This window comes from Kumtagia ephedrae, from assembly GCF_003012745.1.
GTDB lineage: Bacteria > Pseudomonadota > Alphaproteobacteria > Rhizobiales > Rhizobiaceae > Kumtagia > Kumtagia ephedrae.
Window position 1 is genome coordinate 254,611 of sequence record NZ_PXYK01000004.1, and the last position, 13,948, is coordinate 268,558.

Here is a 13,948-nt window from a genome sequence, read left to right on the forward strand (position 1 = left end):
GTTCGGAAAAGCAGAAGCGCCCATCATAGCTGATTGCTGACCTCGACGAGATTGCCGTCCGGATCGTTGAAATAGACCGACAGGATCGGCCCGACCGCACCATGCCGCTGGGCAGGCCCTTCCAGTATCATGACGCCCTCCCGCTCCAGATGGGCCACAAATTCGCCTATCGGCATGTCAGTGAGCAGGCAAAAATTGCCGCTTCCCGGCACCGTCACAGCGGCAATCGATGGCGACGTGCCCGCGTCCTGCAGGCTGATCTTGTTCGAGCCGAAATGCAGCGACCATTTTCCCGGCCGCTCCTGGCGCGCCTCCATTCCGAGTACCCGTCGATAGAAGGCAATCGTGGCCGCCACGTCCGTCACGCAAAGCACGACGTGATCGAGCGATCGCATCCTGACCTTGCCGCTCATATGATGAACCCCGCCAGCGTCTCGTTGTCGGTGATGTCCTGATAGGCCCAGCCGGCTTCGTGGAACCGTTTCGCTAGAACGCCGAAGTTCCTGGAATCCTTCGTTTCCAGGCCGATGAGCACGGAGCCGAAGTTGCGCGCCGACTTCTTAAGATACTCGAAGCGCACGATATCGTCGTCGGGGCCGAGCAGCGCGAGAAAATCCCGCAGCGCGCCCGGGCGCTGCGGGAAGCGGAACACGAAATACTTCTTAAGCCCTTCGAAGCGCAACGCCCGCTCCTTGACGTCGGGCAGCCGTTCGAAGTCGAAATTACCGCCGGAGACGACCAACACGATGGTCTTGTTTTTGAGCTCGCGCCTGGAAAAATCCTTGAGCGCGTCGATGGCGAGCGCGCCGGCCGGCTCCAGCACCACGCCCTCGACGTTGAGCATCTCGATCATGGTGGCGCAGAGCCGGTTCTCCGGGATCAGCCGCACCGCATCCTCCGGAAAGTCCTTCAGATGCCGCAAGGGCTCGCGGCCGATCTCGGCCACCGCCGCGCCGTCGACGAAGTTGTCGACCTTTGCAAGCTTCACGCGCTTGCCGGTGCGCAGCGTCTCCTTGAAGCTCGGAGCGCCGGCCGGTTCGCAGAAGACGAAACGCGGCGTCTGCCCCAGGCCGGTCAGGTAGCGGGTTACGCCGGCGGCCAGCCCGCCGCCGCCGACCGGCAGCACCACCATGTCGGGTGCCTCCGGCATCTGCGCCGCGATCTCCAGCGCGACCGTCGCCTGGCCCTCGACGATGTCCCTGTGGTCGAAAGGCGGCACCATGTGGCCGCCGGCTTCGTCCGCGAAGGCGAGCGCGGCCCGCAGGCAATCGTCGAAGAAGTCGCCGATCAGCCTTATCTCGACGAAGCCGCCGCCGAAATGTCTCGTCTTGTCGATCTTCTGCTGCGGCGTGGTGGTCGGCATGAAGACGACGCCGCGCTTGCCGAAATGGCGGCAGACGAAGGCAAAACCCTGCGCATGGTTGCCGGCCGAGGCGCAGACGAACAGCTCGGCGCTGCTGCCCGCCTCCAGCGCCTTGCGGAAGAAGTTGAAGGCGCCACGGATCTTGTAGGAGCGCACCGGCGACAGATCCTCGCGCTTCAGGAAGATGCGTGCGCCGGTCTTGTGCGACAGGTAGACGTTCTCCTGCAGCGGCGTCTCCGGGAAAAGGTCGCGCAGCGCGATAGCCGCCGCTGCGACGCCTTCGGCAAAGTCGGTCATTGCATCGTTCCGCCCAAGCTCATTTCCTTTGGAGTGCTGCTCGGCGCTATTGCATATTCGCTTTGTCGAAGCCACTGTCCGCCCCTGCAAGGCGGCGGGTATGCCGTCCGATCGCGAGTGGGGTCCGCTTTTCCGTGAACAGATCTGCCGTCCGCGCAGCCGTCCACGTCGCAGCGGTTTTCGCGATCTACCTGTCGGTCGCCATGCTGCTGCCGGCGCTTGTCGACCTCTACTACGGCAATGACGACTGGAAGGCCTTCGCCTTCTCGGCGCTGTTCCTGGGCGGGCTGGCGCTGGCCGTGGCGCTCGCCACACAGGGCCGCGCGCCGCAGGTGAACACGCGCTTCGGCTTTCTTTTGGTCAACCTGCTGTGGCTGACCATGGCCGTCGCCGGCGCAGTGCCCTTCATGGCCTCCTCGCTCGAACTGAGCTTCACGGACGCCTTCTTCGAGTCGGTCTCGGGGGTGACCACCACCGGCGGCACCGTGATCAACGGGCTCGACCAGGCACCGCCAGGCCTGCTTCTGTGGCGCTCGCTGCTCTCCTTCATGGGCGGTCTCGGGGTGATCGTGCTCGGCCTGTTCCTGCTGCCGTTCCTCAACATCGGCGGCGTCTCCTATTTCAAGATCGAATCCTCCGACATCGAGGATCGCCCGTTCGAGCGCTTCCAGACCTTCACCATAAGCCTGATCGGCATCTACGGTACGCTGGTGACCGCCTGTGCGATCTCCTACGCGGCAGGCGGCATGGAGCCCTTCCACGCGGTCAACCACGCCATGTCGACGGTGGCGACCGGCGGCTTCTCCACCCACGACACTTCCTTCCTGCGCTATGCCGACATGCCGGCGATCCTGTGGACCGGCAGCATCTTCATGTTCATCGGCGCCCTGCCCTTCTCGATCATGATCCTGTTCGCCGTGCGCGGCCGGCTGGACGCCTTGCGCGACCCGCAGATCCGCGTGTTCGCCGGCTACTGCATCGTCTTCTCGCTGGCGATCGCCATCTACCTGCGGGTCAGACTCGACATGCCGTTCTTCGACGCGCTCACCCATTCGACCTTCAACCTGGTGTCGATCATCACCACGGCGGGCTTCGCCAGCGACGACTATACCCTGTGGGGGCCGTTCGCCGTCGCCTGCATCTTCGTCGCAACCTTCCTCGGCGGCTGCTCGGGGTCGACCACCGGCGGCATCAAGGCCTACCGCTTCCTCATCCTGTTCGAGCTCATGGCCAACGGCATCCAGCGCCTGATCTATCCGCACACGGTGCTGCCGGTGCGCTACGGCGACCGCTCGGTCGACCCCGACATGCAGCGCACGGTGATCCTGTTCATCGCCTCCTTCTTCGTCATCTGGGCGATCGGCACGATCCTGCTCGGCGCGACCGGGCTCGACTTCATTACCGCCACGACGGGGGCGCTGACGGCGCTGACCAATGTCGGCCCCGGGCTGGGACCGATCATCGGCCCGGTCGGTAACTTCTCCTCGCTGCCGGACACGTCGAAATGGATCCTGTCCTTCCTGATGCTGCTCGGGCGCCTGGAGATCCTTGCCGTGCTGGTGCTGTTCTCGCCGGCCTTCTGGATTCGCTGACCGGCAATGCGCGGCATGCGCGGCGCGCGGCTGGACCGCGGCTTCGCGGCGGGATACAGAAGTCTGGAGAGGGCAGAGCGTAGGGTCGATGCCGAGGGACATGTTCGGGGGACGTCTGGCGAGACTGGCGGTGATCGCCTGCGCGCTCGCCCTTGCCGGCTGCGCCGGACAGCAGACGCGCGACCTGCTGGCGCAGAAGGTCGTCGCGGCTCCGGCCAGCGCCATCGCCGGGCGGCACGAGATTTTCGTCGCCACCACCCGGCACAAATCCGACAAAGCCGCCGAGGTGTTCGACGGGCGGCGCTCGCCCGACACCAGCTACGCCAAGGTCGACATCACCGTTCCGGCCATCCACAAGACCGGCGCGATCGAGCGCCGCAAGGCGCGCCAGCCGGCCGATCCGGCCAAGTTCTTCGTCGCCGAGGCCGTCACCGCCTATGGCGGGGAGGACGCGTTCGGCGCAGCGCTACGCAAGGACATCGCCAGCCACGAGGGCCGCGCCCTGGTGTTCATCCACGGCTACAACACCGCCTTCGACGGCGCCGTCTACCGGATGACGCAGATCGTGCACGACGCCGGCTACAAGGGAACGCCGGTGCTGTTCACCTGGGCGTCAGGTGGCAGCACGGTCGACTATGTCTACGACAGCAACAGCGCCAGCGCCGCCCGTGACGCGCTCGAGGCGACGCTGCGGCTGGTCGCCAAGTCCGGCGCCAAGCGTGTCGACATCATCGCCCATTCGATGGGCAATTGGGTGACGGTGGAGGCGTTGCGGCAATTGGCCATCTCCGGCGACCGCACGCTGGGCGGCAAGCTCGGCGACGTGGTGCTGGCCTCGCCCGACATCGACGTCGACGTGTTCAAGGCGCAGATGGCCCGCTACGGCGTGCCGGAAAAGCCGTTCATCCTGTTCCTGTCGAGCGACGACCGGGCCTTGCAGATTTCCAGCCTGATCGCGGGCAGACGGCCGCGCCTCGGCGACTACAGCAATGCCGAGGAGATCGCCAAGCTGGGCGTCGTCGCCGTCGACCTGTCGAAGGTTCAGACCGAAGACAGGCTGAACCACACGAAATTCGCCGAGAACCCGGTGCTCATCAAGATTCTCGGCGAGAGGCTGGCGCAGAACGGCCGACTGGCCACGAACGAGGAAGAGGCCAACGAGCGCGTCGCATCGCTGACGCGCGGCATCACCGGCACGCTCACCTCGGCGGCGGAGGTCGTGATCACCACGCCGATCAACGTGCTGCGGATCGCGGTCGGGCAGTAGCGCGCAACACGCTCAGACGAACAGGTCGACCTTCTGGAACGTCGTCACGTCGACCAGCCCGACATCGGAGATGCGCAGCTCCGGGATGACCACCAGCGCCAGCAGCGAATGCTGCATGTAGGCGTTGTTCAAGCTGCAGCCCATGTCGCGCATCGCCCTGGTCAGGCGATCGGCCTTTTCGGCGACGATCTCGGCGCGCTCGTCCGACATCAGGCCGGCGATCGGCATCTCGACCAGCGCCAGCTCCCGGCCCTCGGCGATCAGCACCACGCCGCCGCCTATCTCGCCGAGCCGGTTGGCGGCTTTCGCCATGTCGGCCTTGTTGGTGCCGACGACGATCATGTGGTGGCTGTCATGCGCCACGGTCGAGGCGATCGCGCAGTCCTTCATATAGCCGAAGCCGGAGACGAAGGCGTTGGTGACGGCGCCGGTGCCGCGATGGCGCTCGACCAGTGCGATCTGGCAGACGTCGTTGGGCCGGTCCATCGCCACCAGCCCGTTCTCGACGGCAAGATCGGCCTGCAGGGCGCGGGTCGGCGCCTGGTTCTCGATGACGCCGATGACGCGTACCCGCACCTCGTTGGCGCCCGCCGGCGCGGCGATGTCGAAATCCGCCGCCTTGAGCTTCCGGCCGAGCCGCACGGTGTTCCTGGATTTGCGGGGATAGTCGTAGGCCGGGATGTCCACGGTGAGCCTGCCGCCCTTGGCGAGCTTGACGCCGCGTCCATAGACCTCGTCGATCTTCAGCGTCGGCAGGTCGGAGACGATCAGAAAATCGGCCAGCCGACCGGGCGCGATCGAGCCTAGCTCGCGACCGAGGCGAAAATGCTCGGCGGTGTTGACGGTCGTCATCTGGATGGCGGTGACCGGCTTCAGCCCCTGGGCGATCGCATGGCGCACGACGCGGTCCATGTGACCCTCATGCACCAGCGTGCCGGAATGGCTGTCGTCGGTGCACAGGATGAAGTTGCGCGGGTCGAGCCCCTGCTCCGTCACCGCCTTGATCTGGCTGGCGACGTCGTACCAGGCCGAGCCCAGCCGCAGCATCGCCTTCATGCCCTGGCGAACCCGAGCGATGGCGTCCTCGGCGCGCGTGCCCTCGTGGTCATCCTCCGGCCCACCCGCGACATAGCCGTGGAAGGCAGTGCCGAGATCGGGCGAGGCATAGTGGCCGCCGACGGTCTTGCCGGCGCGCACGGTGGCGGCAATCTCGCCGGTCATCACCGCATTGTTGGCGATGACGCCGGGAAAGTTCATGACTTCGCCCAGCCCGATGATGTTCGGCCAGGTCATCGCCTCGGCGACGTCCGCGACGGCGAGCGACGCGCCGGCATTTTCGAGGCCGGGCGCCGACGGCACGCAGCTCGGCATCTGCACATGCACGTTGATCGGCATGGCCATCGCCTCGTCATGCATCAGCCGCACGCCGTCGAGCCCGAGCACGTTGGCGATCTCGTGGGGGTCTACGAACATGGAGGTGGTGCCGTGCGGGATAACGGCGCGAGCGAACTCGGTCACCGTCACCATGCCGCTTTCGACATGCATGTGCGCATCGCAGAGGCCCGGCACAAGATAGCGGCCGGCGGCGTCCACCACCTTTGTGCCCTCGCCGATGGCGTGGGCGGCATTCGGTCCGCAATAGGCGAAGCGGCCGCCGGTGATCGCGAGGTCGGTGCCCGCGATGATCTCGCCGGAATGCACGTTGACCCAGCGGCCGTTGCGCACCACCAGGTCAGCCGGCCTGCGGCCGGTGGCGACATCGACCAGCAGCGGAGCCATCTCCGCCCAGGATTTCGGTTTCGGGAAACCCGGCTTCTTGGCCATGGACGACTCCTGTTTGCGCGAGACTGTGCCAAGGCGCACGCGATTTGGCCAGCGCCATGCAGATCAAGCGCCGGGACCGTTTTACCCGGCCTACCCCGATACCCGAAATTGGCGCAGGAAGTCCGCGACAGAGACGGCGCATGGCGGGGACAGTTTCCTTTTCGGCTCGCATGACTTCTGGACTGCTGCGCCTTTCTGCCGAAAGAAGGTAACTGCCCGCCGCGCTCGTTTGCTCAAAACCGCGTAATCACCCCAATGCCCGTGCCCTCGAAGCGGTCCATCGCCATCAACGCGGTCGGCGCTTCGTCGAGCGAAAGCGTTCGGCCGACCAATTTCTGCGGCTTCAGCCGGCCCGCCGCGATCATGTCCATCATCGCGGAATAGCGGAACGCCTGCATGCCGTGGCTGCCGTAGATCTCGAGCTCGTGCGCGATGATGCGTGCCATCGGCACCTTCGCCTCGCTGTGCTCGCCAAGCATCAGGCCGACCTGGACGTGGCGGCCGCGCCGGCGCAGGTTGGAGATCGAGTCGAAGCAGGTGACGGGATGGCCGAGCGCGTCGATCGACACATGCGCGCCGCCTTTGGTGATCTGTTTCACGGCGCGCGGGACGTTTTCCACCTCGGAGGCATTGACGGTCGCCGCCGCGCCCATCTCGCGGGCGAAATCGAGCTTTTCCTTGGTGAGATCGACGGCGACGACATTGGCGCCCATGGCTGTGGCGATCATGATGGCGGAAAGGCCGACGCCGCCGCAGCCGTGCACGGCCAGCCATTCGCCGGGCCTGACCCGTCCCTGGTCGACAATGGCGCGGAAGGAGGTGACGAAACGGCAGCCGAGGCTGGCCGCGGTGGCGAAGTCGAGTTCGTCAGGGAGCCGCACCAGATTGGTGTCGGCGAAGTCGAGCGCCACATATTCGGCGAAGGAGCCCCAGGCGGTGAAACCCGGCTGCGACTGCTTCTCACAGACCTGATGATTGCCGGAATGGCATTCGAAGCAGCGGCCGCAGCCGCAGACGAAGGGCGCCGTGACGCGATCGCCGACGCGCCAGCCGGTGACCCGGCTGCCCACTGCCGCGATGGTGCCGGCGAGCTCGTGGCCCGGCACATGCGGCAGCACGATGTCGGGATCGTGTCCCATCCAGCCGTGCCAGTCACTGCGGCAGAGCCCCGTCGCCTCGACCTTGACGACCACGCCGTCGGGCGTCGGCTCGGGGTCGGGAACGGTTTTCACGGCCGGCGGCGCGCCGAACTGCTCGTAGACGACGGCTCTCATGACATTTCCCATTCCCTTTCGGAGTTTTCAACCATACCGCTCCCGGTTCGCGGCGCAAAGCCAATGCGCACCGCCTCGACGCGGCCATTGCATTCGTTACCGCCCGCCATCTAATAGCAAGTCGCGTATGAGGATGTTCGATGGCCCTCCGGGTCCTGCGCCTGCGAAAATTCTGGATCGCGCTGGTGCTTGCGGCCGCCGCCGTCGCGATCGCCATGCTCGGCCACCGGATCGCCACCCGCACCGCCTTCGACGAGGCGGCATCGCGCGGGCAGACGACGCTGCGGCTCGCGGTGGCGGCACTGCGCGGCCACATCAGCCGCTTCGAGCCGCTGCCGGCGCTGATCGCCGACCACGACGACATCAAGGATCTCGTCAGCCATCCGGACGACCCGGTCCGGCGCGCTCAGGCCAATGAATACCTCAAGGAAATCAATACGCTGCTCCAATCGTCCGACATCTATGTGATGGTTCCGAACGGCGACACCATCGCCGCCAGCAATTACGACCTGCCGCTGACCTTCGTCGGCGAGAACTTCATCTACCGTCCCTATTTCCAGGAGGCGGCAGCTGGGAGGCGCGGCCGGTTCTTCGCCATCGGCACGACGTCGCTGCGGCGCGGCTACTTCTTCTCATCGCCGGTCCTGGTCGGCGATGAGATTCGCGGCGTCGTCGTGTTCAAGGTGGAGATCGACGCGGTCGAGGCGTCCTGGCGGGGCGGCGAAAACGAGATCATCGTCGCCGACCCGGAAGGCATCATCTTCATGGCCGGCCGCGAGCAATGGCTCTATGCCGGCCTGCTGCCGCTGACGCCGGAGCGCGTCGCCCGCACGAGACAGTCGCGCCGCTACGCCGACGCCGTGCTGCGCGAGCTGCCGATCACGCGCGGCGCCCCCGAAGACGGCCACGAGTTCGTAACCATCAGGGACGGCGGCGCCACGCGCGAGTTCCTGCAGGTCTCCGAGAACATGGCGGATGCCGGCTGGACGGTGAGCGTGCTGATGGACACTGCGTCGGCACGCGCCCAGGCGCTGACCAGCGCGACGGCGGCGGTGCTGCTGTTCGGCCTGGCGACGCTGATCGGCGCCATCATCCTGCAGCGACGGGCTCGCCAGGCCGAGCGCATGCTCATGCAGAAGCAGGCGCGCGAGGAGTTGGAGCGCCGGGTCGAGGAGCGCACCGCCGACCTCGCCACCGTCAACGCCCAGCTGGAGCTGGAAGTGGCGGAACGCCGGACGACCGAGCAGCGGCTGCGGCAGACCCAATCGGACCTGGTGCAGGCCGGCAAGCTGGCGGCGCTCGGCCAGATGTCAGCGGCGCTTAGCCACGAATTCAACCAACCGTTGGCTGCGGTGAAAGCCTATGCCGACAACGCGGCCGTGCTGATCGACCGCGCGCGCGTGCCTGAAGCCCGCGACAACGTCTCGCGCATATCCAGCCTCGCCGACCGCATGGCGACGATCAGCCGCCATCTGCGCAACTTCGCGCGCAAGCCCAACCAGAGGCTCGGGCCCGTCCCGCTCGCCGAGGTGGTCGACGATACGTTGGAGATCATCGGGCGGCGGCTGGAGAGCGCCGGCGCCACGCTCGAGGTTGATCTGGGCGCGGTGCCGCCGGTGGTGATCGCCGGCACCGTGCGCCTGCAGCAGGTGCTGGTGAACATCGTCTCCAATGCCGCCGACGCCGTGCAGGGATTGGACGACCGGACGATAACGCTGACCGCGCGGCAGCAGGGCGGCAAGGTGACAATCGCCATCCGCGACCGCGGGCCTGGGATAGCCCCGCAAATCACCGAGCGCATCTTCGATCCCTTCTTCAGCACCAAGGGCGTTGGCAAGGGGCTCGGGCTCGGGCTCTCCATCTCCTACAACATCGTCAAGGATTTCGGCGGCAGCTTGTCGGCCGAAAACCATCCCGAGGACGGCGCGGTGTTCACGATCGAACTCGACGCGGCCGCGTCGGCCGCAGCGGTAGCCGCCGAATGAAGGCCGCGACCGTCCTGCTCGTCGACGACGAGGACGAACTCAGGCGTTCGGCCGCGCAGTCGCTCGACCTTTCCGGCCTCGCCGTGCGCGACTTCCCGTCAGCCGAGCGCGTCCTCGACTTCGTCAGCCAGGGATTCAACGGTGTCGTCATCACCGACATCCGCATGCCCGGCATGGACGGCATGACGCTGATGGGGCGCATCCGCGACATCGATCCCGAGATACCGGTGATCCTGACCACCGGCCATGGCGACGTGCAGCTCGCGGTGCGCGCCATGCGCGAGGGCGCCTACGACTTCATCGAAAAACCGTTCACATCGCAGCATCTGGCGGATATGGCCGGCCGTGCCATGGACCGACGGCGGCTGGTGCTGGAGAACCGCGAGTTGCGCGCCGTCGCCGGCAAACGCGACGACGTCGAGGCGCGGCTGCCCGGCCGCACCGCCGCCATGGTCGACCTGCGCTACCGCATCCGTGCCGTGGGAGCGACGGACGCCGACGTGCTGATCATCGGCGACACCGGCGCCGGCAAGGAGGTCGCGGCGCGCCTGCTGCACGACATCAGCCAGCGGGCGACAAAACCGTTCCTGATCATCAACTGCGCCGCCCTGCCCGGCGCCCTCATCGAAAGCGAATTGTTCGGCCACGAGGCCGGTGCTTTCCCCGGCGCGCTGCGCGCCCGCTACGGGAAGTTCGAGCATGCGCGCGGCGGCACCGTGCTGCTCGACGAGATCGGCTCGATGCCACTCGAACTGCAAGCGCGGCTGCTGCGCGTCATCCAGGATCGTGCCATCACCCGGCTAGGCTCCAACGAGCAGGTGCCGCTCGACATCCGCTTCATCGCCACCAGCAAGGCCGACCTTGAGGTCGAGGTGGCGGCGGGCCGCTTCCGCGCCGACCTGTTCTACCGGCTGAACGTCGTCACGCTGCGGGTACCGTCGCTGACGCAGCGGCGCGAGGACGTGCCGCTGCTGTTCCTGCATCTGGTCAACGAGGCGGCGGCGCGCTATCGGCGCGAACCGGTCGACGCCCCGCCCGCGGTGATCGCGGAAGTGGCGCGCCGCGACTGGCCGGGCAATGTGCGCGAGCTGCGCAACGCAGCCGACCGCTTCGTGCTCGGCCTCGGCCTTCAGCCGCAGGGCGAGCCGGACAACGAAGGCGGAGGAACGCTGGCCGAGCGCGTTTCCGCCTATGAGCGCAAGCTGATCGAGAGTGCGCTTGCCGCTCATGGCGGCAGCCTGAAGCCCGTCTATGAGAGCCTCGGAATCGGCCGAAAGACGCTCTACGAAAAGATGCAGAAATACGGTCTCGACCGCCGCGACCACGCCGCCGAGGAAAGGCCGGCCTAGGTACAGCCCGAGCAATGGGTGGAATTCCACCCATTTTTGGGCCCGATGTTCCGGTTTCCACCCGCCACTCCGGCCTGTGTCGCGGCAAGCCGGCAAAAATTCGCCAGCGTGATTGCATTCCTGTAGGCTCGGCGCATTGCAATGCCTCATCCGCCGCCGGCCGCAGGGAGGTTTTTTGCTGGCCGATCCGGCGTGTGTTCCGAAAGTCCAGGGAGGATGCCCGATGAAGAAGCTGCTCGCGAGCCTTGCCGTGGCCGCGTCGTTTGCGATGGCGACCAATGCCGCCGTCGCCCAGACCTATCCCGACCGCACTATCACCGTCGTGGTGCCGTTCGCGGCCGGCGGTCCGACCGATACCGTGACCCGCCTGGTGGCGGAAGCGATGTCGAAGGACCTCGGGCAGCAGATCGTGGTCGAGAATGTCGGCGGGGCCGGCGGCACGCTCGGCGCCGGACGGGTGGCGAGCGCCGATCCCGACGGATACACGCTGCTGCTCCACCACATCGGCATGGCGACATCGGCCACGCTCTACCGCAAGCTCGCCTACGACACGTTGGGCGCTTTCGAGTATGTGGGCCTCGTCACCGAGGTGCCGATGACCATCGTGGCGCGCAAGGACCTTGAGCCGACGGATCTCAAGGGCCTGGTCGAATACGCCAAGGCCAACAAGGATACCGTCACCGTTGCCAATGCCGGCATCGGCGCGGCCTCGCATCTGTGCGGCATGCTGTTCATGAGCGCCATCCAGACGCCACTGGTCACCGTCCCCTATAAGGGCACCGGGCCGGCCATGACCGACCTGCTCGGCGGCCAGGTCGACATCATGTGCGACCAGACCACCAACACCGCCAAGCAGATCACCGGCGGAACCATCAAGGCCTATGCGGTAACCACCCCGCAGCGGCTGGAGGCGCTGCCCGACCTGCCCACCACCGACGAAGCCGGCCTGCCCGGCATGCAGGTCGGCATCTGGCACGGCATCTACGCGCCGAAGGGCACGCCGGCGGAGGTCACCGAGCGCCTGTCGAAGTCGCTGCAGGTGGCGCTGAAGGATTCGAACGTGGTCGCCCGCTTCGCCGAACTCGGCACCGCGCCCTCATCGGAGGCCGACGCCACGCCGGCGGCGCTGAAGGCCAAGCTGGAGAGCGAGATCGCCCGCTGGAAGCCGATCATCGAGGCGGCCGGCCAGTACGCCGACTGACGCAACGCCGGAACCACCTGGCGGACGCCTTCCGCCGGGCGGTTTCGCGCTGGACGGCCATTGCAGGCCGACACGACGCGGGAGACTGTCCGGCTCAGAGACAGGTTGCAAGGCGCGTCGCCCGGATCGACATCGACGACCCCAAGGAGGAAACCATGGAAATCACCAGAAGAACCGCGCTCGGCCTTGCGCTGGGCGCCGGCCTGGCCTGGGCAGGCCCGGCTTCGGCGCAAGGCTTTCCGGACCGGCCGGTCACATTGGTCGTACCCTTCGCGGCCGGCGGCTCGACCGACCTGGTGGCGCGCCTGATCGCGGCGAGCATGTCCAAGGACCTCGGCCAGCAGGTCATCGTCGAGAACGTGGCGGGTGCGGGCGGCAACCTTGGTGCCGACCAGGTGGCGCGCGCCGAGGCGGACGGCTACACCATCCTGATGGGCACCGTCGCCACCCATGCGCTCAACCCGCTGATGCTGAAGACCAAGCCCTACGATCCGGAGAAGGATTTTTCGCCGATCTCGCTGCTGGTCGTGGTGCCGAACGTGCTGGTGGTCAACCCGCAGCTTCCGGTCAACACGGTGCAGGAACTGATCGACCTGCTGAAAGCCAATCCGGACCAGTATGCCTATGCCTCGTCCGGCAACGGCACGCCGCTGCACCTGTCGGGCGAACTGTTCAAGAGCATGGCCGGGGTCGAGATGCAGCACGTGCCCTACAAGGGCGCAGGGCCTGCGCTGAACGACGTGATCGCCAACCAGGTGCCGATCATGTTCGACAACCTCCCGTCTTCGTCCGGACACATCAAGTCCGGCACGCTGAAAGGGCTGGGGGTGACCACGGCCAAGCGCGCCGCCTCCTTCCCCGACATGCCGACGGTGGCCGAGACGGTGCCGGGCTACGAGACCTATACGTGGAACGCCCTGTTCGCCCCGGCGGCGACGCCGCCGGACGTGGTGGCGCGGCTCAACAAGGCGGCGCTGGCGGCGCTCGCCGATCCGACCGTCGTGCAGCGCATGGGCGATTTCAGCGCCGAGATCGTCGGGTCGAGCCCCGAAAAGCTCGCCGAGCACGTCAAGAGCGAGACCGCCAAGTGGGCGCCGATCGTCAAGGAGGCGGGCGTCTCGCTGGACTGAGCCCTTTCGGCTTGCGCAACGGCCGCGGCCGCGGGATCTTTTCTGCACCCGCGGCCGAAGGAAAGGCAGAGGGCGGCCACGACGAACGCGCCCCGCGCTTCCACCGGGGGGCGGCGGTCCAAGACGCTCTTCGGCGGCAATGCCGGAAATGTCTTGCCGGAAGGCGACCCGGAAACCACGCCTCGAACACGAGGGGGAGGCCATGAACTCGCTCAAGATTGATCCCACCAACGGCGCCTGCGGAGCGATCTTCATCGCCTTCGGCGCGTTCTTCGCCATCCAGTCGTTCGGCCTCGACATCGGCACGACCTTCCGCATGGGGCCCGGATATTTCCCACTGGTGCTGGCCGGCATCCTGATCGTGCTCGGCGTCGTCATCGTCATCCAGGCGACACGCGTCGCCGGCGAGCCGATCGGCGCCATCGCCTGGCGCGGCGCGCTGTTCATCCTGCCGGCGCCGATCTTCTTCGGGCTCACGGTGCGCGGCCTGGGCTTCGTCCCGGCGCTGTTCCTCACCTGCCTGATCGCCGCCTTCGCCAGCCACCGCATGAAGCCCGCCGCGGCGCTCATCCTGGCTGCCGCGGTGACCATCTTCTCGGTCGCCGTGTTCAGCTACGCGCTCGGCCTGCCCTTCCGCCGCTTCGGCCCCTGGATCGGTTTCTGAGG

The 13,948-nt window shown here is 66.9% G+C and carries 11 protein-coding genes; 7 read left to right on the forward strand and 4 right to left on the reverse strand.

The genetic code is table 11. The features are described 5' to 3' along the window. Nucleotides 1-23: 23 nt before the first annotated feature. Together C7I84_RS05865 and ilvA are read right to left on the reverse strand one after the other, a co-directional pair. Nucleotides 24-413, reverse strand: coding sequence for a VOC family protein (locus C7I84_RS05865; protein ID WP_106771218.1), 390 nt, complete (start codon nt 411-413; stop codon nt 24-26). Then, a complete protein-coding gene (ilvA, locus tag C7I84_RS05870) occupies nt 410-1,660 on the reverse strand; it encodes a threonine ammonia-lyase IlvA (protein WP_106771219.1) in 1,251 nt (416 codons plus the stop codon). The genes C7I84_RS05865 and ilvA overlap by 4 nt, the downstream gene beginning before the upstream one ends. 134 nt (nt 1,661-1,794) lie before the next feature. Between ilvA and C7I84_RS05875 the strand changes: the two genes are divergently transcribed. Beyond that, entirely contained in the window at nt 1,795-3,252 is a 1,458-nt protein-coding gene (locus C7I84_RS05875) for a TrkH family potassium uptake protein (protein ID WP_106771220.1), read from the forward strand. A gap of 100 nt (nt 3,253-3,352) precedes the next feature. Then, on the forward strand, nt 3,353-4,519 hold the full coding sequence (locus C7I84_RS05880; protein WP_106771221.1) for an alpha/beta hydrolase: 1,167 nt from the start codon (nt 3,353-3,355) through the stop codon (nt 4,517-4,519). Between the two features lie 12 nt (nt 4,520-4,531). Here the strand turns inward: C7I84_RS05880 and ade are convergent, their stop codons facing one another. Both ade and C7I84_RS05890 read right to left on the reverse strand, forming a co-directional pair. Then, nucleotides 4,532-6,343, reverse strand: a complete 1,812-nt coding sequence (gene ade, locus C7I84_RS05885) for an adenine deaminase (protein WP_106771222.1) — start codon at nt 6,341-6,343, stop codon at nt 4,532-4,534. Nucleotides 6,344-6,576: 233 nt separating this feature from the next. Beyond that, entirely contained in the window at nt 6,577-7,617 is a 1,041-nt protein-coding gene (locus C7I84_RS05890; RefSeq protein ID WP_106771287.1) for a zinc-dependent alcohol dehydrogenase family protein, read from the reverse strand. Between the two features lie 140 nt (nt 7,618-7,757). Here C7I84_RS05890 and C7I84_RS05895 point away from each other — a divergent pair, with 140 nt between their 5' ends. From C7I84_RS05895 to C7I84_RS05915, 5 genes are all read left to right on the forward strand, one after another. Beyond that, entirely contained in the window at nt 7,758-9,602 is a 1,845-nt protein-coding gene (locus tag C7I84_RS05895) for an ATP-binding protein (protein ID WP_106771223.1), read from the forward strand. Continuing rightward, nucleotides 9,599-10,951: a sigma-54-dependent transcriptional regulator gene (locus tag C7I84_RS05900; RefSeq protein ID WP_106771224.1), complete on the forward strand. Its 1,353-nt coding sequence runs from the start codon at nt 9,599-9,601 to the stop codon at nt 10,949-10,951. The genes C7I84_RS05895 and C7I84_RS05900 overlap by 4 nt, the downstream gene beginning before the upstream one ends. Before the next feature lie 223 nt (nt 10,952-11,174). Then, nucleotides 11,175-12,152, forward strand: a complete 978-nt coding sequence (locus tag C7I84_RS05905) for a tripartite tricarboxylate transporter substrate-binding protein (protein WP_106771225.1) — start codon at nt 11,175-11,177, stop codon at nt 12,150-12,152. 155 nt (nt 12,153-12,307) lie between these two features. Beyond that, on the forward strand, nt 12,308-13,282 hold the full coding sequence (locus tag C7I84_RS05910) for a Bug family tripartite tricarboxylate transporter substrate binding protein (protein ID WP_106771226.1): 975 nt from the start codon (nt 12,308-12,310) through the stop codon (nt 13,280-13,282). 202 nt (nt 13,283-13,484) lie between these two features. Beyond that, on the forward strand, nt 13,485-13,946 hold the full coding sequence (locus tag C7I84_RS05915; protein WP_106771227.1) for a tripartite tricarboxylate transporter TctB family protein: 462 nt from the start codon (nt 13,485-13,487) through the stop codon (nt 13,944-13,946). Nucleotides 13,947-13,948 lie beyond the last annotated feature (2 nt).